Origin of the sequence: Streptosporangium sp. NBC_01810 (assembly GCF_035917355.1) — a bacterium.
In the GTDB taxonomy this organism is placed as follows: Bacteria; Actinomycetota; Actinomycetes; order Streptosporangiales; family Streptosporangiaceae; genus Streptosporangium.
Map to the genome: position 1 here is coordinate 4,443,147 of NZ_CP109070.1, position 22,117 is coordinate 4,465,263.

At 71.9% G+C, this 22,117-nt stretch carries 17 protein-coding genes and 1 pseudogene; 4 read left to right on the forward strand and 14 right to left on the reverse strand.

Annotation, left to right across the window (positions count from 1 at the left end; genetic code table 11):
- The first annotated feature begins 11 nt into the window (after positions 1-11).
- The 3 genes from OIE13_RS19220 (at position 12) to OIE13_RS19230 (ending at position 2,683) form a co-directional block, all read left to right on the forward strand.
- Positions 12-140 carry a hypothetical protein gene (locus OIE13_RS19220; RefSeq protein WP_326828484.1) on the forward strand — a complete coding sequence of 43 codons (129 nt, stop codon included), beginning with the start codon at positions 12-14 and terminating at the stop codon, positions 138-140.
- A gap of 211 nt (positions 141-351) precedes the next feature.
- On the forward strand, positions 352-1,824 hold the full coding sequence (locus tag OIE13_RS19225) for a hypothetical protein (RefSeq protein WP_326637865.1): 1,473 nt from the start codon (positions 352-354) through the stop codon (positions 1,822-1,824).
- Positions 1,825-1,885: 61 nt separating this feature from the next.
- Entirely contained in the window at positions 1,886-2,683 is a 798-nt protein-coding gene (locus tag OIE13_RS19230; RefSeq protein WP_442811540.1) for an ROK family protein, read from the forward strand.
- Between the two features lie 631 nt (positions 2,684-3,314).
- Here the strand turns inward: OIE13_RS19230 and OIE13_RS19235 are convergent.
- From OIE13_RS19235 to OIE13_RS19250, 4 genes are all read right to left on the reverse strand, one after another.
- Positions 3,315-4,598, reverse strand: coding sequence for a glycosyltransferase family 9 protein (locus tag OIE13_RS19235; RefSeq protein ID WP_326637863.1), 1,284 nt, complete (start codon positions 4,596-4,598; stop codon positions 3,315-3,317).
- Positions 4,595-5,830, reverse strand: coding sequence for a glycosyltransferase family 9 protein (locus tag OIE13_RS19240; protein ID WP_326637860.1), 1,236 nt, complete (start codon positions 5,828-5,830; stop codon positions 4,595-4,597). Before OIE13_RS19240 ends, OIE13_RS19235 begins: the two co-directional genes overlap by 4 nt.
- 401 nt (positions 5,831-6,231) lie before the next feature.
- Positions 6,232-6,720 (reverse strand): dCMP deaminase, encoded by a 489-nt coding sequence (locus OIE13_RS19245; protein ID WP_326637858.1) that lies wholly within the window; start codon positions 6,718-6,720, stop codon positions 6,232-6,234.
- 27 nt (positions 6,721-6,747) lie between these two features.
- Entirely contained in the window at positions 6,748-7,446 is a 699-nt protein-coding gene (locus OIE13_RS19250) for a RibD family protein (RefSeq protein WP_326828485.1), read from the reverse strand.
- A gap of 235 nt (positions 7,447-7,681) precedes the next feature.
- On the opposite strand from OIE13_RS19250, the gene OIE13_RS19255 reads away from it, so the two are divergent.
- Positions 7,682-8,308, forward strand: coding sequence for a helix-turn-helix domain-containing protein (locus OIE13_RS19255; RefSeq protein WP_326637855.1), 627 nt, complete (start codon positions 7,682-7,684; stop codon positions 8,306-8,308).
- A 25-nt stretch (positions 8,309-8,333) separates the two neighbouring features.
- Here the strand turns inward: OIE13_RS19255 and OIE13_RS19260 are convergent.
- From OIE13_RS19260 to OIE13_RS19305, 10 genes and pseudogenes are all read right to left on the reverse strand, one after another.
- Positions 8,334-9,740 (reverse strand): annotated as a pseudogene (locus OIE13_RS19260) (FAD-dependent oxidoreductase); the annotation flags it as partial.
- On the reverse strand, positions 9,671-10,999 hold the full coding sequence (kynU, locus tag OIE13_RS19265) for a kynureninase (protein WP_326637853.1): 1,329 nt from the start codon (positions 10,997-10,999) through the stop codon (positions 9,671-9,673). The pseudogene OIE13_RS19260 and the gene kynU, both read right to left, overlap by 70 nt.
- 213 nt (positions 11,000-11,212) lie before the next feature.
- Positions 11,213-12,232 (reverse strand): LLM class flavin-dependent oxidoreductase, encoded by a 1,020-nt coding sequence (locus OIE13_RS19270; RefSeq protein ID WP_326637851.1) that lies wholly within the window; start codon positions 12,230-12,232, stop codon positions 11,213-11,215.
- Positions 12,233-12,344: 112 nt separating this feature from the next.
- Positions 12,345-12,668, reverse strand: coding sequence for a TIGR04076 family protein (locus OIE13_RS19275; protein ID WP_326637849.1), 324 nt, complete (start codon positions 12,666-12,668; stop codon positions 12,345-12,347).
- A 53-nt stretch (positions 12,669-12,721) separates the two neighbouring features.
- The gene (locus OIE13_RS19280; RefSeq protein ID WP_326637847.1) at positions 12,722-13,111 is read right to left on the reverse strand and encodes a nuclear transport factor 2 family protein; all 390 of its coding nucleotides are present in this window, start codon (positions 13,109-13,111) and stop codon (positions 12,722-12,724) included.
- Positions 13,112-13,184: 73 nt separating this feature from the next.
- Positions 13,185-14,471, reverse strand: a complete 1,287-nt coding sequence (locus OIE13_RS19285) for an amidohydrolase family protein (RefSeq protein ID WP_326637846.1) — start codon at positions 14,469-14,471, stop codon at positions 13,185-13,187.
- Positions 14,468-16,180, reverse strand: a complete 1,713-nt coding sequence (locus OIE13_RS19290) for a hydantoinase B/oxoprolinase family protein (RefSeq protein ID WP_326828486.1) — start codon at positions 16,178-16,180, stop codon at positions 14,468-14,470. Before OIE13_RS19290 ends, OIE13_RS19285 begins: the two co-directional genes overlap by 4 nt.
- Entirely contained in the window at positions 16,173-17,849 is a 1,677-nt protein-coding gene (locus OIE13_RS19295; RefSeq protein WP_326637842.1) for a hydantoinase B/oxoprolinase family protein, read from the reverse strand. Before OIE13_RS19295 ends, OIE13_RS19290 begins: the two co-directional genes overlap by 8 nt.
- Positions 17,846-19,903, reverse strand: coding sequence for a hydantoinase/oxoprolinase family protein (locus tag OIE13_RS19300; RefSeq protein ID WP_326637840.1), 2,058 nt, complete (start codon positions 19,901-19,903; stop codon positions 17,846-17,848). Before OIE13_RS19300 ends, OIE13_RS19295 begins: the two co-directional genes overlap by 4 nt.
- Positions 19,904-19,911: 8 nt before the next feature.
- A complete protein-coding gene (locus tag OIE13_RS19305; protein ID WP_326828487.1) occupies positions 19,912-22,116 on the reverse strand; it encodes an ABC transporter ATP-binding protein in 2,205 nt (734 codons plus the stop codon).
- Between the last annotated feature and the right edge of the window lies 1 nt (position 22,117).

Consider the following 22,117-nt stretch of genomic DNA (forward strand, 5'->3'; position numbering starts at 1 on the left):
CCTGGACGACCGTGGCCAGCGGGACCTCCCCCAACCCCGATGAGGCCTTCACCTACAGCGACACCGCAGGCACCTACCGCGTACGGGTGTACGCCTACAGCGGCTCCGGCTCCTACACCCTCGGCCTGACCAGGCCGTAAGGCTCTGCCCGGCCGGACTCGATCGAGTCCGGCCGGGAACACACCGGGGATGTGTGAGCCCCGGGGCTCACACATCCCGAGCGGACCCCGGGGAGGTGTCCCGAGACCAAGCCGGTCCGCCGCCCCCGCCGTCCTCCCCTCCACGGGCCTGTGCGACCTCGTGGAGGGGAGGGCGGCGTCGCCATGCCCGGACGTCGAGAACAATGGGGTGATGAGCGACCTTCTGCGGCTGAGCGAGGGCGCGGTGCTGACGCATCTCGTCACCCGGGCCGAGCTGACGAGCGGGGTGCTGCCGGCCTCCGACGACCTGCGGCTGTGGGCTCGGCTGGCCGACGGCGACGGGGTGCCGCTGGCCGGGGGCGGCCGGGTGCTGACCTCCCTCGACACCGGAGAGCCCGCCCTGACCGGACCCGACGGCTGGCTGGCCGGGCTGGAGCCCGAGCAGGTGATCGCGCTGCGCCTGCGCGACGGCGTCCTGGAGCTCTCGGCCGTCGAACTCGACGACGTTCCGGCGGAGCGGGTGATGCGGGTCGCCCAGGAGTTCGGGGAGCAGGCGCTCGACGCGCTGCGCGCCTTCGCCGAGGGGCTGGAACCCAGTCCCGGCGTGCCGGTCGACGTCGTGGTCCTGGAGCTGCTGATGAAGGCCCCCGAGACCTTCGCCGACCCGCTGCCGCCGCTGGCCCCGCTGCTGAGCAACGCCTCGCTGGAGGTGCGGGACGGCCGCGTGGGCATCGTGGGCGCGCCGTGGGACACGGCGTCGGTCGCCGACCTGGCGCCTCTGGACATCATCAGGCTGGCCCTGGTGCGCAGCGCGCTGCGCACCTACGGCGAGGGTGCCGACCTCTCCAAGGCCGTCACCTACCTGTCCCGCTCCGAGACGGTGCTCGCGAGGATCGCCGACGAGGTGGAGCGCGAGCCGCTCGGCCCGGCACCGGTCGAGGCACTGCCCCGCGCCGAACCGGCCGCGCTGCTGCTGATCGCCAGGTCGGCCGAGGGCGAGGGCCGCTCGTTCGAGGCGTCCGGACTGATCTCCGAGGTGCTCTCCCTCTCCCCCGGACTGGCTCCGGCCGTGCGCGACGCGGCCGAGTACGCCGCGTGCCGCACCGACCCCGGCGCCTCGCTGCCCGAGCGCGCCGCGCACCTCTACCGGCAGCTGCTCGCGTACGCCTACCGTCCGGCCCGCAGGCGGCTGATCGAGGATCTGGTCGCGCTGAGCGTCCGGGTGGCCGAGCCCGCCCTGGCCGACCTGGCGCTGTTCGAGAACGACGTCGTCGGCGAGTTCCTGGACGCGCGCTCCGAGTGGCTGCGCGACGACGAGCTGGAGCTGCTGGAGTCATGGCGGCGGACACCGCTGCGCCTGTGGGAGGTGCTCGACGTCTCCGGGAACGAGATCACCGTGGCCGCCGCCGCCGGAGAAGGGGACGGGGGCGGGGGCGGGGAGCGGGTGACGCTGGCCGACGAGCTGCTCTCCGGGCAGGCGCTGCCGGGAGACCTGATGCTGACCCGGCTGCTGAGCGACGGGGAGGGCCCGCACGTGTTCGGCCATCCGTTCAAGGTCGCCCCGGAGCGGAGGCAGGAGATGCTGGACCTGCTCACCGACCCCGTCGACCCCTACGCGGTGGCCGCCTTCTTCAGGCGCCTCGGGCGGACACCCGGCGCGACGGGCGGGGACGCCCGACGCTGAGACGCCGATAGACCGTGGCCCCGAGAAGACGCTCGGCTGGCTCCAGCACACCTTCGAGGAGATGCTCGCCGAGACCGGCCACCGCCCGGACGAGATCTGCGGCATCGGCGTCGGCCTTCCCGGCCCGGTCGAGCACAGCTCGGGACGCCCGGTCAACCCGCCGATAATGCCGGGCTGGGACGGTTTCCCCGTCCCCGAATGGCTCGGCTCGCGCCTCGGCGCACCCGTCCTCGTCGACAACGACGTGAACATCATGGCGCTGGGCGAGCACTGGGCCGCCCGCCCCGAGGCCGACCACCTCATCTTCGTCAAGATCGGCACCGGCATCGGCTGCGGCATCATCAGCGACCGCCGCCTGCACCGGGGCGCCCAGGGCGCGGCGGGCGACATCGGCCACATCCAGGTGGCCTCGGCCCTCGACATCGTCTGCCGCTGCGGCAACGTCGGCTGCCTGGAGGCCGTCGCCAGCGGCGCCGCCATCTCGGCCAGGCTGTGCGCGGCCGGGGTGACGGCCGAGGACAGCCGCGACGTGGTCCGCCTGGTGCGCGGCGGCAACACCCAGGCCGTCCAGCTCATCCGGCAGGCGGGCCGCGAGGTCGGTGACGTGCTCGCCTCGATCGTCAACTTCTTCAACCCCTCGGTGATCGTGGTCGGCGGCGACATCTCCGAGGCCGGGGAGCAGGTGCTCGCGGGTCTTCGCGAGGTCATCTACAGCCGGTCGCTGCCGCTGGCCACCCAGCACCTGACGATCACCGCCAGCAAGCTGGGCGACCGCGCGGGCGTGATCGGCGCCGCCGTCATGGTCATCGAACACGTGCTGGCCCCCGGCAGCGTCGATCGCTCCGTCAGCCCCGCCTGACCGCGTACGGTCCAGAACACCGCGGGATCCGAGTAGGAGTGCTCAGGCGCGGCTGAGTGCACGCGCCCTCCCCCGGCTCCACGATCCTCGAAATACTCAAGTCATGAAATGGTGGATTTTCCTGGTCGCGCTCGTCAGCACGGTGGTCGCGGCGTGGCTGCTCGTGTACGCCGACGTCCCGCTCTCCACGTTCCTGTCGCTCGGGCTCGGCGCGATCAGCCTCATCTGGTTGATCGTGCTCCTCACCCTGCCGTGGAACCTCTACTTCGGGGCGCGCCAGGTGGTCCACGAGATCCACGTGTCCAGGGAGCGCGGCATCGAGGTGCCCGAGGGGCACGAGGCCGAGGCGCTGGAGATCGCCGGGCGGATGCGCCGGTTCGCCATCGGCGGCCACCTCGTCTCCGCGGTGCTCCTGGCCGTCATCACCTACCTGTCCGGCGCCTTCGTGGGCTACTACTTCGCCGGGTTCTACCTGCTGAGCACCTGCTTCCGGCCGGCGGGCGCCTACCTGTCCCACATGCGCGAGCGGGTCACCACGCTGATGAGGGAGGCCCACCACCCCCGCGAGGACATCGTCTCGCTCGTCGCCAGGGTGGACGACCTGGCCACCGAGGTGACCGCGCTGACCAGGTCAGCCGAGCAGCTCCGGGACGACGTCGGAACGCTCGGCGCCGACCTGCGAAACGGCGACGAGGCCCTGGAACGCCGGATCACCGGGCTCGCCCGGCGTTTCGAGGACACCGTGGACGGTCTCACCGACAACCACGAGGTCATCACCGGGCTCAAGGCCTTCCTGCGCCTGGTCCGCGCCGACGCCCACGGCCAGGCCTGACCCGCGCCACGCCCGGGGTGCCGCCTCCAGCAGCCGCGCCGCGGCGCCGAGGACGTCCCTGACGCCGATCTCCAGAAGACCCGGATCGGGCCGGTAGGCGTGCGGGTCTCCGTGGCCCCCTGCCCACAGGACGACGTGCGGTCCCGCCTGCGGAGGCCCCCACACGGCGGGCGCGACGGGGCCGAACAGCGCCACGGAGGGAGTGGCGAACGCGGCCGCCAGATGGGTCACGCCGGTGTCCCCGCAGACCACCAGCCTGGCCCTCGCCACCAGCGCGGCCAGTTCGCACAGCCCGGTGCGCCCGGCGAGCACGCACGAAGGCGGCAGCCCGGCGAGCATGGCCACCCGCTCGGCGAGGTCCCGCTCCCTCGCGCTCCCGGTGACCACGACCTCGTGCCCGTTCCTCCGCAGTTCCGCGGCCACGAGCGCGAACCGCTCCGGCGGCCAGCGCCTGGCCGGATACCCGGCCCCGGGGTGGATGACGACGGGCCGGGCCTCCTCCTCGCGGGAGCCGGGGCGCCGGAGCCCCAGGTCGGCGGGATCGGCCGTGATGCCGTACCAGGCGAGCAGGTCGCACCAGCGTCGCACCTCGTGCACACCGTCCTGCCAGGCCGGTCCGCGCACACCGGGGAAGGCGGGGTGGGAGTGGGTCAGCAGCCGGGCCGGGCCGGTGCGGTGGAGCGCGGCGATGCCGTGCGGGCCGCCGCCGTGCAGGTTGACGGCGACGTCGACGCGCCGGCCGAGCGGCGGGACGTGACCGGGCCCCGACACGTCGCACACCTCGTCCACCCCGCCGATCAACGGCACCAGGGGCGCCAGCACGGAGGGCGCGGCCAGCACGATCCGATGGCCGGGATGGGAGCGGCGCAGGGCGCGCAGGGCGGGGACCGCGGTGAGCAGGTCACCGAGACCCAGCCCGCGCAGCACCACCATGACCGGCCGGTCCGCCGCCGCCTCGGCGGCGGCGGGGACACCCCGCCCTCCCTCGCCGGCGTCGCCGAGGGTCTCGGGGAGAGTCACGTGTCCCGGTACCTGGAGGGGGCACACGACCGCCTCCTTCACGGAGGCCGGAGCGGTTCTCAAGTGACCGCCTCCTTCATGGACGTCAGGCGGTCGACCGCCTCGACGACCCACGTGCCCGGCACCGACGACAGGCACGGGTGACCGGCGACGGCGCAGGTCCCCGCCGGTGTCACCCGGCAGGGGGCCTGCTGGTCGCCGAGGATCACAACCGGCACGCCGTACGGCGCCCAGCGGCCGACGGGGGCCAGGGGGGCGAACAGGCTGACGACCGGCGTGCCGACCGCCGCCGCGAGGTGGGCGGGCCCCGTGTCGGCGACGACCATGGCGCACGCCCCGGCGAGCACCGCGGCGAGCTCGGGAAAGGTGGTCCGGCCGCCCAGGTCGACGACCGCCCTTCCCACCTGCACGCCCGGCCGCCCGTCGTACGGGGCCGGGGGATCGTTCCAGCTCCGGCCGCTCGTCGCGGCGCACGTCCCGTCGACCCAGCCGGCGGTGAAGGCCGATTCGTCCAACCTCCAGCCGCGCAGGCCGGCGAGTCCGCCACCCATCCAGTCGCCCGCGAAGACGGAGCCTGGCGACAGGCCGTGCAGCCCGGCGCCGGCGGCGATCCGCGCGGTGAGCCCGCACTCCTCCCGGCCACCGGTCACGACGACCCTGCGGCCCGAGCGGACGAGGTCCCGAACCGCGCGCGCCCAGCTCTCCGCGGGCCACGCCCTGGCGGGGATCGAGGCACCTGGGTGCACGACCACGTAGCCCCGCGGCCCGGTGAGGTGGCCGACCTCGGGCAGCGGGTGCCGTACGGCGAGATCCCCCGGATCTCCCGGCGGGAGCTCGAACCCCGCCGCCCTGGCCAGTCCGAGCATCCGCTCGCTCTCCGGCACGTCCACGTCCTCGTCGACGACGTGCCGTACGTCGAGCAGCGAGCCCGGGTCGTCGGTGGAGATCGCGGCGATGCTCGGCGTACCCGCCAGCCGGAGGATAAGTGCCAGTGGCAGCGGGGACTGCTGGAACGAGGTGAGGATCAGTGCCTGCTCGGGGGCCGTGTCCCTGATGGTCCGCAGCAGTCTCAGAACGTGCGGGCCGGTCGCCGGCGGTGCGGTGGGGTCGATCCACGGCGCGCGCCACTCCAGCACCCGCGACACCCCAGGCAGCAACTCGCCCGCGGGCCGGCCTCGCGGGCCGGCCAGCAGCACGACCTCCCGCGCGCCTGCGGCCACCGCGCGGATCGCAGGCCCCGCCAGCAGGACGTCGCCCGCGTTGTCCAGGCGGGCGACGAGAACGGTGCCGGTCACCGCCGGTCACCGCCATACCCTGAATGCGGTACGCCAGCCACCGGCAGAACGGCCGCTAAATCACGAAATATCGTGTTTTTTCCAAGAAATCTCATGGAGCCGGACCCCTCGTTCGATATCTAGTGACTACCGAGAGCGGCGCTCCTTAAACCGAAAAATCGGACATAGACATAGTTAAGAGCATCGACTGATCGCTTTTATCACTATAAGTAATTATTTTGAGGATTACCTGCCCTCGTTGCCGGGTGGCGAGCGGGTCGCGGCGAGGTCCCGCGCGCGACGAGGGCCGGGGAAGCCGGCCGGGAACGCCTGGCTTGCCGATTACCCGCCCTCACTGTCGGGTGGCGAGCGGGTCGCGGCGACGGCGAGGTCCCCCGAGGCGGGGCGCGGGAGAGGTCCGGTCAGCCGGGAGCGCCGGGAGTCTCAGGAGTGCCGGGCATCTCAGGGGCACCTGGGAGGAGATGGGCGTTGGGCTCGCGGGCACGGTCCGCCAACTCGGGGATCTCCAGCACGGTCACCCCGGCCGCCGCGAGTTCCTCGGCCCCGTGGCAGTCGACGAAGAGCAGCGGCTCGCGCCACGCCAGCACCACCCGCCGAACACCGCTGTCCAGGATCAGCCGGGTGCAGGTCCTGGGACGCGACCTGCGCGCGCTGCACGGCTCCAGGCTGCTGTAGACCGTGGCCCCGGTCAATCCGGGGTCGTCCGGGGAGATCTTGCCGAGCGCCGACTCCTCCGCGTGGACGTGGGGGTCGCCCTCCCGCGAGTATCCACGGGAGATCTCCTCGCCGTCCTCGGAGACGATCACGGCGCCGACGGAGAAGGCCGTCTCCGAGGGCGGGCACAGCCTCGCCAGGTCACACGCCAGCCCCAGCCAGTCGCGGTCGTTCATCCGGACCTCCCCGGTAGACGGTGCGTGTCAGGCCAGCAGGTAGCGCAGCAGGGTGACGTCGCCCATCCTGCGGACCTCCGCCAGGTCCATTCTGCGGTGGCGGTCGTGGGGAAAGTCCCCGTCCAGGACGAAACGCGGGGCGGCGGAGTCCCCGACGAAGAACGGGGCGACGACGAGGTGGAGCTCGTCCGCGAGGTCCTCGCGCAGGAAGCGCGTGTGGACGGAGGTGCCGCCCTCGACCATCAGGCGGCGCACCCCCCGCCCGTACAGGTCGGCGAGGACGCGGCCGAGATCGATCGGCTCTCCCGCGTCGACCACCTCCGCGGCCCCCGCGAGGCGGCCGGTGAGTTTCGCCAGGGCCGGTGCCGCGGCGTACACGATCTTCTCCGCGTCACCGGCGGTGAAGAAGGCGGCTGCCGGGTCGAGGTCCCCCGTGGCGGTCAGCGTCACCTTCGCGGGAGACGGCGGCAGGCCGCGCGCGACCCGCTCCCGCCGGCGCCCCGGCGACCTGACCAGGAGCCTGGGGTCGTCGCGGCGGACGGTTCCCGCCCCGACCAGGATCGCGTCGCAGCCGGCGCGGACCGCGTCGACCCGGTCGAGGTCCTCGTCGTTGGAGAGCAGGAGCCGTTGCGGCGTGCGGTCGTCGATGTAGCCGTCGACGGACATCGCGCAGCTCAGCAGCACGTACGGGCGCTCGCCCACCCTCCGCCCCCCCTCCTTCGGCACCGGCCGATCGTAACAACCTCCCGCCCGGCCCACTCGACGCGGTGGGCCGCCGGCTCGGCGATGCCGCCGACGCGCTCGCGAACGCGATGCTCAAGCGGAGCCACTGAAACCGCGCCGTCGTACACATAACCGTCTGCCATTTCCCCCTCCCTTTTGACGAAGGACGACTCTTGCTATGAAATATGTTTAGCTAGAGCGAACAGGCGGCCGCGCCGCTTGACGGAGGGAGCCGTAGGTGGGCACATCGGAGCGTCATGGCGGTGAGGAGCCGGACCGCCAAGACGCCGTCGGAGCCCGGATGCGGCAGTTCCGCAAGGAGCGCGGTCTGACACTGCGTGGTCTCGCCACCCACTCCGGGCTCTCAATCGGGTTCCTCTCCCAGGTCGAGCGGGGCATCTCCTCCATCGGCCTGACCGCGCTCAACAGCGTGGCCACCGCGCTCGACCGGAGCGTGGCGGAGTTCTTCAACGACGTGCCGCCGGAGGAGACCGAGGAGAGGCAGCCGCCGGTCTCCCCGCTGCCGAGCCACTTCACGCTCACCCGCTCCGCGACGGCCGCCACCGAGTACATCTCGGGCCAGCAGACCTACCGCATGCTCTCGGCCAGGGGGCCGAACCTGGTGCTCGAACCGCTGCTGGTGCACATCGCACCCGGCGGCAAGCGTGAGGACTCCTACGGTCACGCCGGGGAGGAGTTCGCCTTCGTGCTGGAGGGCGAGCTGCTGTACGAGGTCGACGGCGTCGAGCACCGGTTGCATCCGGGCGACAGCGTCCATCTGAGGTCGACGGTCCCGCACAGCATGTTCAACGACACCGACCGGGTCACCACCGTCGTATCCGTGGTGACCCCTCGATTGTTCTGACCGTCCGCGTCCCGCGCCGCCGCGGTCAGTGGCGGCGTAGGGCGCGGATCGCCGACGCCGCCAGTGCGGCCGCGGCCAGCGCGCCGAGCGCCCCCGCGGCGACCGCCCGGCGCTGGCGGGAGATGCGGGGCTGGATCTCGGCGTACGGCATGGTGGTGAACGAGACGAGCTCGTAGCGCGAGGTGTAGCGGCCGGGCAGCAGCCGTTCCAGGCCGTGCTCGACCCGTTTCTGTAGCAGGAACGACCGGGAGGCGACCTTGTCGCGCATCTCGACGAAGTTCGCGAGCGCGAGTTCGGCGATGGTGTCGGCGTGTTCCTTGCGACGGGCGCCGTACCGGGCGAGGGCCTCGGGGAAGTCGTCTCCGGTCTCCTGCAGGCAGCGGTCGAGCTCCACGCAGTCCTCGAAGCCGCAGTTGGCGCCCTGGCCGTAGAAGGGGACGATGGCGTGGGCGGCGTCGCCGAGCAGACCGACCACGGCGCCGGCGCCGCGCACCTGCCATGGGCGGGCCCGCACGGTGACCAGGTGCCCGATCGGGTTGTGGGCGTAGTCTCCGGCGAGGTCGGGCATGAGCGCGCGGGCGTCGGCGTAGTGGGCGGCGAAGAACTCCTCGAACCGCTCCGCGGTGTCCAGTTCCTCGAAGCTGCCGGGCCCCGACTTGGGCCAGAACAGCGTGCAGGTGAAGGACCTGTCCGGGTTGGGCAGCGCGATCATCATGGCCCTGCCGCGCGGCCAGATGTGCAGCGCGCCGGGGTCAAGGGCGAACCCGCCGTCGCGCGCCGGGATCGTCAGCTCCTTGTAGCCGTAGTCGAGGTAGTCCTGGCTGAAGTCGAAGCCGGGCAGCAGCTGCAGCCGTCCGCGTACCGCGCTGTAGGCCCCGTCGGCGCCGAGCACGACCGGGGCGCCGTGGGTGACCGGCCCCGCGGGCGTGTCGAAGTCCATCCGCCCCGAGTCGACGTCGAGCCCGGTCAGCCGGTGCTCGAAGAGGGCGCGGACCCCGGGCATGGCGAGGGCCGCCTCCAGCAGCGTGCGGTTGAGCTCGGCGCGGCTGATGGAGTTGATCGCCCGCTGCCCTCCCGCGCTGTACGGCTGGAAGCTGAGCGTGCCGTCCGGGGCGTGCATCATCCGGCCCGGCATCGGCAGCGCGGCCTTCAGCACCGCCTCGTCCAGACCGATCCTGCGCAGCGCGTCGATCCCCCGCTCGGAGATCGCCAGGTTGATCGAGCGCCCGCGCTCCGGAGTGGCCTGGCGCGGGTCGGGCCTGCGCTCGTACAGGGTGACCTCGTAGCCTCGGCGGGCCAGGTAGCAGGCCGTCAGGCAGCCGACCAGTCCGGCGCCGACCACGGCGACCTCGCCACGGGAGCTCATGCCGGGTTCACCTCCTCGGCGAGCGCGGCGGCCGCCCGCCAGCAGTCGTGGAACGTGGAGTACATCGGCACGGGGGCCAGCCGGATGACGTCCGGGCGCCGCACGTCGGCGAGGACGCCGTGCACCTCGTGCAGCCGGGTGGCGAGGGTGGCGGCGTCAGCGGTGTCGGGGCCCCCGGTCACCCGCAGGGAGAGCTGCGCTCCACGCCTGGCCGGGTCGGCGGGCGTGACGATCTCCAGGGGGCGGTCGCGGACGACCTCGGTGAGCAGCCGCTCCAGGTAGCCGGTGAGTGCCAGGCTCCGCTCCCTCAGCGCCGCCATCCCGGTCTCGGCGAACATCCGCAGCGAGACCCTGACCGGGGCCATGGCGAGGATCGGCGGGTTGGAGATCTGCCAGGCGTCGGCGGTGGGGACGGGGACGAGTTCGGGCCGCATCTCGAAGCGGGTCGCCTGCTCGGTGCTCCACCACCCGGCCAGCCGGGGCAGTTCGGGGTCGGTCACGTGGCGCCGGTGCACGAAGCAGCCCGCGACGGCGCCGGGACCGGCGTTGAGGTACTTGTACGAGCACCAGGCCGCGAAGTCCACGTCCCAGTCGTGCAGCGCGAGCGGCACGTTCCCCGCGGCGTGCGCGAGGTCCCAGCCGACGACGCATCCGGCCGCGTGCCCGGCGGCGGTGACGGCGGGGATGTCGAGGAACTCTCCGGTCAGGTAGTTGACCCCGCCGAGGAGCACGAGCGCCACCCGGTGTCCCTCGCGGGCCAGGTAGTCCACGATGTCCTCGGTGCGCAGGCAGTCCTCGCCGGGGCGGGGGCGCAGCCGGACCACCGTCTCGTCGGGGTCGAGGCCGTGGTGGACCGCCTGGCTGCGCACCGCGTAGCTGTCCGAGGAGAAGGCGTGGTCCTCGATGACGATGCGGGTGCGCTCGCCCGCCGGGCGGTAGAAGGTGGCCATCATCAGGTGCAGGTTGACCGTGAGGGAGTTCATCACCACGGTCTCCTCCGGGGCCGCGCCCACCAGCGCGGCGGCGTCCTCGCGCAGTTCGGCGTGGTAGGGCAGCCAGGGGTGCGCCGCCCGGTGGTGCCCCTCGACCGCGTGCAGCGCCCAGTCGTCCAGCTCGGCGGAGAGCGCGGCGCGGACGGCGCGGGGCTGGAGGCCGAGCGAGTTGCCCGCGAAGTAGGCGACCTCGGGGTATCGGCAGGAGGCGGGGGCGGGCGGGAGGAGGAAGTCCTCGCGGCGGCAGGCCGAGTCCTCGGCGTCGGCCGCCAGCGCCGCCCGCTCGCCGAACTCGCCGTCTTCGCCGAACACGTCGGCGCGCTTGCTCGTCACATCGTCTCCTTCTTCCCCGCCAATGTTCACTCATGCTGAACTCTAGTGAAATTAGTAGTACGAGACGATTCGGGCAGTGCGCTTTGCGGATGGAAGGTTCTTCGGGGATCCGGTTTCAGGATGACGGAGCGTCACCCGAAGGCACCGCGGTCAGGCCCTGCCCCCTTGGATCCCTTGCCTATCGCGGTCGGTCGGATCCGCGGGCCGGAACACCTACGCCGCTCCCTTCGGTGAGCGGTTCAGCAGCGGCAGCACCTCGGTGCCCAGCAGTTCCACGCCACGGTCGTCGGTGAGGCCGTGCGGCGTGCCGAACTCCACCCGGTGCGCGCCCGCGTCGATCAGCGCCTGAGCCTGCGCGGCGACCTGCTCCGGGTCGCCGGAGAAGGCGAACAGGTCGAGCAGATCGTCGGGGATCAGCCGTCCGGCGGCCTCGTCCCGCCCGGCGTCGACCAGCTCCTTGACCCGGCCGAGCAGGTCGGCGGGGATCTCCACGGTCGGGTCGAGGTCGGCGACCACCGCGAGGTACATGGCGACCTCGCTGCGCGCCCTGGCCCTGGCCGCGGCGCCGTCCGTGTCCACGACCGTCACCGCGCCCAGGACGACGCCCACCTGGCCCGGGTCACGTCCGGCCGCCGTCGCCCCGGCCGCGACCCGCTCGCGGATCACCCCGACCATCGCCGGGTTCGCGCTGCCGCCCACCTTGATCTCGTCGGCGATCCGCCCGGCCAGCGCCGCGCCCTTCGGCCCCCAGGCGCCGAGCAGCAGCGGCGGCCGGGTGCGGTGCACGGGGTAGCGCAGCCGGGTGCCCGGCGCCAGGCGGAACATCTCCCCCTCGAACCCTCCGGCGTCGCCGGCCAGCAGCCGGTAGACCACCTCGACGGTCTCCGCCAGCGCGGTCAGCGGCCGGGGCTGGGCGATGCCCACGGCGCCGAGCCAGGTGCCGCGCGCCAGGCCCAGGTAGGCACGACCGTGCGAGGCCAGGTCGAGGGCGGCGAGCTGCCCGGCGATCTCGTACGGCGCCGCCGAGTACGGGTTGAGGCAGGCCGCGCCGAGCCGCACCCTCTCGGTGGCGGCGGCCATCTCCAGCAGCGGGAAGATCGGCGGCTGGTACATCAGGTCGCCGAACACGCTCAGCACGTCGAAGCCGTGCTCCTCCGCGCGGCGCGCGAGCCGGGCGTAGTCACCGGCCCGCTTGTCGCTCTGCAGACCGAGGCCGATCTCGGCGGTGCTCATCACATCTCCTTGAGGTGGAGACCCCCGCCCTGAGGCGTGGGGAGGAAACAGCGAGGGGTTTCTTCGGAATCCCCGGGCTTCGGCCGCGGGGAGGATGTCGACGTGGATCCCCTCAGGTCAGGTCGGCGGAGTTCATCCGGCGGCGGCGGGTCCGCTCGACCCGCATCACCAGCCGCTCCTCCGGGTCGGGGCAGCAGAACAGGGAGTCCTGCGCCAGCCAGTCGCCCTCGGCGAGGTCACGCTGCTTTGCGGCGAGGAACGGCAGGACCGAGGCGAGCGCGTAGACGCAGAAGTGCCTGCCGTCGGGGAGCCGCAGGTGCGCGCTCCGCTCCAGTGTGAAGTGGTCGCCCACCTCCATGCCGCAGACGGATCTGCCCTCGATGCGGTCGACCACGACCCGCAGGTCGTACAGCTCCATGTCACCGTCGTCGTTCATGCCTGCTCCTTGCTCGCCCATTCCCTCGCCCGTGCCCTCGCCCGTGCCCTCGCTCATGGCACGAGCAGTTCGGAGTGGTGGTGCACGATGAGCCAGTCGTCGCCGGTCCTGCGCAGCACGTCGGTCACCCGGCTGTACTGCGCGGGTTCGCCCGACGCCTCGGCGACGAGCACGTAACGCGCCACCCCGGCGTCGCCCCACACGTCGATCCGCTTGTCCTCGGCCGCCAGCCTGTCGAGTTCGGGACGGGCACCCGAGCCGTCCCTCTCGTTGCGGTAGGCGTCGAGTTCCGACCGGGTCCGCAGTGGTCCCGGCAGGTGCGTCTCCCAGGTGGTCACCTCGGCGTGCAGGTGACTGTCGAATCGGCGGCGGTCCGCCGCGAGGAAGGCGTCGTACATGTCGTCGATGCCAGCCGCGATCGCGGCGGCCTCCGTGTCGTTCACAGCACCGTTCACCGGACCGTTCACCAGTACTTCACCCAGATGCCCCGGTCTTCAGACCCCGGGAAAACCGCGTTCACTGCCTCTCCCATCCCGACCGGTCGTCGCGGACGACCCGGCCGCCCTTCATCACCCAGCGGACCCCGCGAAAGGCCGAGGTGTCCGCGAGCGGGTCCGCGTCCATGGCGATGAGGTCCGCGTACTTGCCGACCTCGACGGTGCCGAGGTCGGCGTCGGCGCCGAGCCAGCGCACCGGGCCAAGCGTGCCCGCATACAGCGCTCCCGCCGGGCCGAGACCTCCCTCGGACATGCACTCCAGCTCGCGTACCGAGGCGTTGGTCCCCTCGAAGTCCCAGAACGGCGGCATGTCACTGCCCAGCAGGACGTCCACCCCGGCGTCGAGGGCCATGGCGTAGCTCTCCAGATGCCGGGGGCCGGCGCCGAGCGAGCGGCACTGCATCCACTCCGGCACCCCGAGCTCGTCGAAGAACTCCTTGCAGCGGGTGACGAGCAGCGTCGGCACCAGGGCCGTGCCGCGCTCGGCCATTCTCTTCGCGACCTCGGGGGTGAGCTGATAGCCGTGCTCCACGCAGTCGAGGCCCAGCTCGACGGCCTCGGCGATCACCGCCGCCGGCCCCGCGTGCGCGGTGACCTTCCGGCCCCAGGCATGCGCGGTCTGCAGCGCCGCCGCCATCTCGTCGGAGAACAGCTGCGGGGTGTCGATGTCCTCGTGCTCTCCGGCGATGCCACCGGAGATCATGATCTTGATGAGGTCGGCACCCGCCTTGACCTGGGTACGCACCCCGCGCCGGAACCCGTCGACTCCGTCGCACTCCATGGTGTCGCTCGCCTCGTGGCCGTGGCCGCCGGTGCAGACCAGGGCCTGGCCCGCCGTGAAGACGCGCGGCCCGCTCGCCCTGCCCGACTCGATGGCCCGGCGCAGCGCGAAGTCGGCGTGGTCCTTCTCGGCCACGCACCGCACCGTGGTGACCCCGCAGTGCAGGGTACGGCGGGCACCGTCGGCCATGTAGAGGACGAGTTCGTGCGCCGTCATGTTCTTGACGTTGTCGCCTCCCTGGCCCGGCAGCGACAGGGACAGGTGGGTGTGCATGTTGACCAGGCCGGGGGTGAGGTAGGCGCCGCCTAGATCAAGTCGCTGCGCCTCCCCCACCCGTTCCAGGACCTGCTCGCGGGGGCCCACGGCCGCGATCCGGTCGTCCCGGATCCACACCGCCGCATCCGTGATCCGCCCCTCGGCGCTCCGTGGAGCCTCGGCCGGTGCCTCGGCCGGCGCCTCGCCCGACGGAGCGCCGCCGGCGCGGGCGTCGGTGACCGTGCAGTTGACGATGACCACGTCGTTCATCGGACGGCCTCGATCCGGTAGATCCTGCGGGCGGCGTCGGGAGAGACATAGCCCTCGGCGACGTCGCGGCGGACCAGTTCGGGGTCTCGCTCGCACGGGTCCCCGTGCCCGCCACCACCGGCGGTCAGCAACCTGATCCGGTCACCGACCCGCACCTTGGTCCGCTTGGTACTGACCCGATGCTCGCGCTCGGTGTCGGGAAAGACCACCACCTGGTTGGGCTCGGGCTCCAGCCCGCCCTCCAGCGCCCACGGCCGCGACCGCGTCTTCTTGATGACCGACAGGAACTCCCCCGGGGTGACGAAACGGATGTCCCTCCGCAACCCCACCCCACCGCGGAACCGCCCGGCACCGCCGGAGTCCTCACGCATCTCCATCCGCTCGAAGAACATCCCGGTCCGCGCCTCCAGGACCTCGACGGGGGTGTTGCGGGCCTGGGTCTGGCACAGGTGGTTGGCGGCGTTCATGCCGTCGTGGGAGGGGGTGGCGCCCCAGCCGACCGGGTCGTTGTTGCTGACCGCGAACATCTGCCCGGTCTCCGGGTGGATCCCGACCATCATGAACCCCGGCACGTCCCCTCCCGAGGAGGCGGGCAGCCGGTCCGGCATGCCCTGCGCCAGCGCCTTGTAGATCAGTTCCAGGGCGACCGTCCCGGTCCACTGGGTGAAGGTCGCCGCCGGGTAGACGGCGTGGAAGAGCGTGCCGGGCTCGGCCCGCACCCGCAGGGGGGCGAAGTGCCCGGCGTTGGTCTGCTCGGTGGGCGTGGTGATCGCCTTGAACGCGACCCGGCAGGTCGCGATGGTCGCGCCGAACGGTAGGTTGACCGGCCCCTCGGTCGCGCCCGACGATCCGGCGAAGTCGACGGTGAACGTGCCGTCGGCGATGGTGACGGTGACCCGCATCCGGATCGGGTCCTCGGTGATGCCGTCGTCGTCCAGCCAGTCGACGGCGGTCCACGAGCCCTGCGGGAGGCGGGCGACGGCCTCTGCGGCGGACTCGGCGGCGCCCTCGATCACGGTCTCGACGACGGAGTCGACGACCGCCCTGCCGTAGCGGGCGTACAGCTCCTGGACACGGCGTTCTCCGGTGCGCAACGCGGCGACCTGCGCGTTCAGATCACCGATCACCAGATCCGGCATCCGCGAGTTGAACCGGATCAACTCGATGATCTCCCGGTTCGGCTCACCCCCCGAGAACACCTTCGTCCCGGGAAAGATGATCCCCTCCTGGTGCATGTCCGTGGAATCCAGCACATACCCCGGATCCTTGGCCCCCAGATCCATCCAGTGAGCCCGCACACACAGAAAACCCACCAGCTCCGACCCCAGGAACACCGGCGAGAACAACGTCGCGTCGTAGGAGTGTGCCGCGTTCCAATACGGATAGTTCAGCAGCACCACATCACCCGGACGCAGGTTCTCCCGCCCCACGTACTCCACACCCTTGCGGATGGAGTAGTCGTTGGCGCCGAGGAAGCGGCTCAGCCCCGTCGACTCGGCGACCAGGCGCAGGCCCGAATCGTAGACGGAGATGCCGAAGTCGAAGACCTCGTAGATGACCGGGTTGAAGGCGGTGCGCACGAGCGTGGCCCGCATCTCCTCGGCGGCCGAGGTGAGATGGCTGCGCACCACCTCGACCGTCGCGCCGTCCACCCGGGGCAGAGCCGTACCGGACCACTCGGACACCGTCTCGGACACCGTCTCAGACATCGTCGATCCCGTAGATCCTGCGGGCGGCGTCGGGAGAGACATAGCCCTCGGCGACGTCGCGGCGGACCAGTCCGGGGTCTCGCTCGCACGGGTCCCCGTGCCCGCCACCGCCGGCGGTCAGCAACCTGATCCGGTCACCGACCCGCACCTTGGTCCGCTTGGTACTGACCCGATGCTCGCGCTCGGTGTCGGGAAAGACCACCACCTGGTTGGGCTCGGGCTCCAGCCCGCCCTCCAGCGCCCACGGCCGCGACCGCGTCTTCTTGATGACCGACAGGAACTCCCCCGGGGTGACGAAACGGATGTCCCTCCGCAACCCCACCCCACCGCGGAACCGCCCGGCACCGCCGGAGTCCTCACGCATCTCCATCCGCTCGAAGAACATCCCGGTCCGCGCCTCCAGGACCTCGATCGGGGTGATCCTCCCGGTACTGCCCGAGACGTGGGTGGCGGCGTTCATGCCGTCGTGGGAGGGGGTGGCGCCCCAGCCGACCGGGTCGTTGTTGCTGACCGCGAACATCTGCCCGGTCTCCGGATGGATCCCGACCATCATGAACCCCGGCACGTCCCCTCCCGAGGAGGCGGGCAGCCTGTCCGGCATGCCCTGCGCCAGCGCCTTCAGGATGAGCTCGACCGCGACGATGCCGGTCCACAGGGTGAACGTCGGCTGCGGGTAGACGGCGTGGAAGAGCGTGCCGGGCTCGGCCCGCACCCGAAGGGGGACGGTCGTGCCGAAGTTGGACGGCTCGTCGGGCGAGGTGAGCGACTTGAGGACGACCTTGCAGATCGCCTCGGTGGCGCCGAACGGCATGTTGATGGGACCGGGCGTGGCCGGTGCGGAACCGTCGAAGTCGACGGTGAACGTGCCGTCGGCGATGGTGACGGTGACCTGCATGCGGACCGGGTCCTCGGTGATGCCGTCGTCGTCGACCCAGTCGACCGCGGTCCACGAGCCCTGCGGCAGTTCGGCGAGGGCGGCACGGGTGCGCGCCTCGCCGTCCTCGATCATCCGCCCGACGGCGGCCTGCACCGTCGGGCGGCCGAACTTCTCCAGGATCTCCAGGAACCGGCGTTCTCCGGTGCGCAACGCGGCGACCTGCGCGTTCAGATCACCGATCACCAGATCCGGCATCCGCGAGTTGAACCGGATCAACTCGATGATCTCCCGGTTCGGCTCACCCCCCGAGAACACCTTCGTCCCGGGAAAGATGATCCCCTCCTGGTGCATGTCCGTGGAATCCAGCACATACCCCGGATCCTTGGCCCCCAGATCCATCCAGTGAGCCCGCACACACAGAAAACCCACCAGCTCCGACCCCAGGAACACCGGCGAGAACAACGTCGCGTCGTAGGAGTGTGCCGCGTTCCAATACGGATAGTTCAGCAGCACCACATCACCCGGACGCAGGTTCTCCCGCCCCACGTACTCCACACCCTTGCGCAGCGAGAAGTCGTTGGCGCCGAGGAAGAAGGTGAGTCCGGTGGCCTCGGCGATCAGCCGCAGGTCGGCGTCGTACATCGACATGCCGAAGTCGTGGACCTCGTAGATGACCGGGTTGAACGACGTACGGATCAGCGTGGCCCGCATCTCCTCCGCCGCGGCGAGCAGGTAGCTGCGCACCACCTCGGCGGTCGCCCCGTCAAGTTTCTCGCCCAGTCGCTCGGTCATGACGACGCCTCCACAATCCTGACCAGCAGATAACCGTGCTCGTCGACCTCGACCCGCTGCCCCGAGGGGACCACGGTGGTCGAGGTGCCCTCGTCGACCAGCGCGGGTCCGTCGAACGCGTCGCCCGGCTCCAGCAGCGCGCGGTCGTAGACGGCGAACGACGCCGTGGCGCGGGTACCGAAGTCGTAGGCGTCCCTGCGGGCGAACAGCGCCCGGCCCGCGTCGCCGTCGCCCGGTGGGCGCACCACCAACTCCGGCCGGTCGGTGCGGCCGACGCCGCGCACCCGCAGATTGAGGATCTGCAGCCGGTTGTCCATGGCGTGGCCGTAGCGCGCCACGTGGGTCTCCTCGAACGCCCGCCTGATCGCGTCCCGGTCGAGGTCGCGGCCGGTGGTGACGATGAGCGAGTGCTCCTGTCCCAGGTAGCGCAGCTCGAACTGGCGCTCCAGGACCATGTGCTCGGCCGCGACCAGCTGCGCCTCCAGGGAGTCGACGGCCTCGGCCTCGATGCCCTTGAAGACCGTCTCCAGCTCGTCGAGGTCGGCGTCGTCCAGGGTGGCCATCACCGTACGGGAGAAGTCGTCGACGATGTCGGCGCTGAGCATGCCCCAGGCGGAGAAACCTGACGGCGCGAACGGCACGATGACCTCGCCGATGCCCATCTCCGCGGCGAGCAGCGGGGCGAGCAGCGGTCCGGCCCCACCGAAGGCGAGCAGTGAGAAACCCCGGGGGTCGTGCCCCCGCTCGACGGTGATCTGCCGGACCGCGCCGACGGTCTTGGCCAGCAGCACGTCGAAGACGCCCGCCGCGGCGGCCTCCGGGCTCAGTCCGAGGGGCCGGGCCACCTGCTCGTCGAGCGCCGCGCGTGCGGCGTCGGCGTGCAGGTCCATCGTCCCGGCCAGGAAACGGCCCGGGTCCACGTAGCCGAGGACCACCGCCGCGTCGGTGACAGTGGGGCGGGTGCCGCCCCGGCCGTAACACACCGGGCCGGGGTCGGCACCCGCGCTGTGCGGACCCACCTTGAGCAATCCCCTCTCCAACCACGCGATCGAGCCCCCTCCGGCCCCTATCGTGCGAATGTCGTAAGTGGGGATCAGCAGCGGAAAGTGCTCCAGCTGCGCCTCGTAGGCGGCCACCGGGGACCCGTGCTCGATCACGCACGCGTCCAGCGAGGTGCCGCCGATGTCGAAGGTGAGAAGATCCCGGCGGCCGAGGGCGGCGGCGAGGTGCGCCGCGCCGACGATGCCGCCCGCCGGGCCCGACAGCACGGTGTGCGTCGGGGAGGTCTTGGCCACGGACGACGTCATGGAGCCGCCGCCGGACCGCATGATCAGGAACCGTCCGCCGAACCCGCGCTCGGCCAGCCCGTGCTCCAGCCTGTCGACGTACCTCTCGAAGATCGGCCGGATGTAGGCGTCGAGGACCGTCGTGCTGGTCCGCTCGTACTCGCGGTACTCCCTGACGATGTCGGTGGAGAGCGAGACCGTCACCTGCGGGTACGCCTCGCGGATGATCCGGGCGGCCTGGCGCTCGTGGGAGGGGTCGAGGAAGGAGTGCAGGAAGCAGACGGCGATCGACACCACGCCCTCCTCCTCGACCAGGACGCGGGCCGCCTCCCTGACGCCCTCGGCGTCGAGTTCCTCGACCACACGGCCCCGATGGTCGAGCCGTCCCCGCACCCCCACGGTGTGGCGGCGCCGCACCAGGCTCTCGGGGCGCTCGTACTGGAAGTCGTACATGTGGTCGGCGGGCACGTTGCCCCGGCCGATCAGGAAGATGTCGCGGAAGCCGTCGTTGGTGATGATCCCCGTCGGCTCGCCGCGCCGTTCCAGGACCGCGTTGAGGCCCAGGGTGGTGCCGTGGATGAACAGCTCCACCTCCGACAGGTCGGTGCCGAGCGCGGTGACCGCGTCGAGCACGCCCTCCCAGGGACGGGCCGGGGTGGTCGAGGCCTTCCTGAAACGCACCTCATGAGTGCGGGTGTTCAGCTCCATCGCGTCGACGAAGGTGCCGCCGATGTCGACGGCCAGACGAATGTGCTTCGGGTCGGGCATTCGGGATGTCACCTTTCGATCAGCGCGGGGATCTCGGCGGCGCGGCGGCAGGCGACCAGGCTCGCGTCGTACGGGCGGAGCTCCTGCTCCTGCTCCCTGCATTCGTCGGTCGCGAAGGGGCAGCGCGGCGCGAGGGCGCAGCCTCCGGCGGCGTCCGCCTCCTGTAGATCCTTGGTCAACTCGACCTGCGGGCCGCCGTAACCGGCGCCGAGGCTGGGGGCGCTGGACAGCAGCGCCCTGGTGTAGGGGTGCCTGGGGTTGCCGAAGACCTCTTCCACCGGCCCCTCCTCGACGATCCGTCCCAGATAGAGCACCACGACGCGGTCGCAGAACCCTCGCACGGTGGCCAGGTCGTGGGAGATGAAGACCGAGCCACGCGAACTGTCGCCGCTCACCTCTGCGATCACCTTCAGGATCTGCGCCTGTACCGTGACGTCAAGTGCCGAGGTCGGCTCGTCGAAGACGATCAGGTCGGGTTCGCCGACGAGCGCGCGGGCGATGCCGACGCGCTGCGCCTGCCCGCCGGACAGCTCGTGCGGGCGCCGCCCCAGGATCGACGGGTCCAGTTCCATCCGCTCCAGGACGCGGGCGACGCGCGAGACGCGCTCCGCGGCGGGCACCCCGGCGGCGAGCAGCGGCTCACCGATCGCGTCCTGTACGGTCCGCCGGGGGCTCAGCGACCCGACGGGGTCCTGGAAGACCAGCTGGGCGCGGGTACGTAGCCGGCGCAGCCGCCTGCCGCGCAGCTCGGACAGGGCGTGCCCGGCCACCTCGACCCTGCCCCGCGAGGGCTGCACCAGGCCGAGCATCAGCCTGGCCAGGGTGCTCTTGCCGCAGCCGCTCTCCCCGACGACGCCCAGGGTCTCGCCCGCGGCGACGCTGAGGCTGACCCCGCGCAGCGCGTGGTGCCCCCCGCCGCCGAAGCGGCTGCGGTAGACGACGTGCGCGTCCTCGATGCGCAGCACCTCCCCGCGCTCCTTCGCGACGTCCCTCGCACCGTCCTTCGCGACGTCCCTCGCACCGTCCTTCGCGACGTCCCTCGCACCGTCCTTCGCGACGTCCCTCGCACCGTCCTTCGCGACGTCCCTCGCACCGTCCTTCGCGACGTCCCTTGCGCCGTCCTCGGCACTGTCCTTCGCACTGTCCTTCGCACTGTCCTTCGCACTGTCCTTCGCACCACTGTCCTTCACGCCGTCCTTCACGCCGGACGGCGCCGTACGGACCGGGGGCACGGGCACCTCGGCGGGGTCGGTGAGGGGACCCGAGCGGGGGTGGAAGCAGGCGACGCTCCAGTCGAGGGCCAGCGGCCCCGCGATGGGGAGGTCCGCCGTGCACAGCCGCGTCGCGTGCGCGCAGCGCGGCGCGAACGGGCAGGAGGACGGCGCCTCGGTCAGCAGCGGCATCGCTCCGGGGGTCGCGGTCACCGGACGCCCGCCGATGTCGGGCACCGAGCGCAGCAGCGCCCGCGTGTAGGGGTGGGCGGGCTCGTCGAGCACCTGCGGGCCGGGGCCGCTCTCCACCACCGTCCCCGCGTAGAGCACCACGACGCGGTCGCAGACCTCGGCGATCGACGCCAGATCGTGGGAGATCAGCAGGACACCGCGCCGCTCGGCGTTCGCGGCGAGCCGGAACCGGTTGAGGATCTCCCTGGTGAGGGTGACGTCCAGCCCGGTGGTGGGCTCGTCCGCGATCAGCAGGCCGGGTGCGCACCCGGTGGCCAGCGAGATCATGACGCGCTGCGCCATGCCTCCGGAGAGCTCGTGCGGGTAGGCGTCCAGGCGACGCCTCGGGCTGCGGATGCCGACCGACTCGAACAGCTCGGCGGCGACCTCCCTGGCCGGAGCCGGGGCCAGCGACCGGTGGGTGACCAGCCGGTCGACGAGCTGGCGGCCGACGGTACGGGTGGGGCTGAGCGCGCCGCGCGGGTTCTGGAAGCAGATCGCGGCGCCGTGCCCGCGGAAGGCCTCCAGCTCGGCGGTGCCCATCGTCAGCACGTCGGCGCCGTCGAACATGACCCGTCCGCTCGTCTGGGAGCCGCCGGGCAGCAGGCCCACGATCGAGCGGGCCACCATGCTCTTGCCGCCGCCGCTCTCGCCGACCAGGCCGACCACCTCACCCGGCTCGACCCTCAGGTTCACCCCGCTCAGCGCGGCGACCCGGCGTCCCGGTCGGCGGATCACGACGGAGAGGTCCTCGATCGACAGGAGTGTCATC

What these genes read in the sequence shown, in the direction of transcription:
- OIE13_RS19225 (WP_326637865.1), top strand. Translation starts at nt 352, where the DNA reads ATGAGCGACCTTCTGCGGCTGAGCGAGGGCGCGGTGCTGACGCATCTC.
- OIE13_RS19230 (WP_442811540.1), top strand. Translation starts at nt 1,886, where the DNA reads ATGCTCGCCGAGACCGGCCACCGCCCGGACGAGATCTGCGGCATCGGC.
- OIE13_RS19245 (WP_326637858.1), bottom strand. Translation starts at nt 6,720, where the DNA reads ATGAACGACCGCGACTGGCTGGGGCTGGCGTGTGACCTGGCGAGGCTG.
- OIE13_RS19270 (WP_326637851.1), bottom strand. Translation starts at nt 12,232, where the DNA reads ATGAGCACCGCCGAGATCGGCCTCGGTCTGCAGAGCGACAAGCGGGCC.
- OIE13_RS19275 (WP_326637849.1), bottom strand. Translation starts at nt 12,668, where the DNA reads ATGAACGACGACGGTGACATGGAGCTGTACGACCTGCGGGTCGTGGTC.
- OIE13_RS19285 (WP_326637846.1), bottom strand. Translation starts at nt 14,471, where the DNA reads ATGAACGACGTGGTCATCGTCAACTGCACGGTCACCGACGCCCGCGCC.
- OIE13_RS19290 (WP_326828486.1), bottom strand. Translation starts at nt 16,180, where the DNA reads ATGTCTGAGACGGTGTCCGAGACGGTGTCCGAGTGGTCCGGTACGGCT.
- OIE13_RS19295 (WP_326637842.1), bottom strand. Translation starts at nt 17,849, where the DNA reads ATGACCGAGCGACTGGGCGAGAAACTTGACGGGGCGACCGCCGAGGTG.
- OIE13_RS19300 (WP_326637840.1), bottom strand. Translation starts at nt 19,903, where the DNA reads ATGCCCGACCCGAAGCACATTCGTCTGGCCGTCGACATCGGCGGCACC.
- OIE13_RS19305 (WP_326828487.1), bottom strand. Translation starts at nt 22,116, where the DNA reads ATGACACTCCTGTCGATCGAGGACCTCTCCGTCGTGATCCGCCGACCG.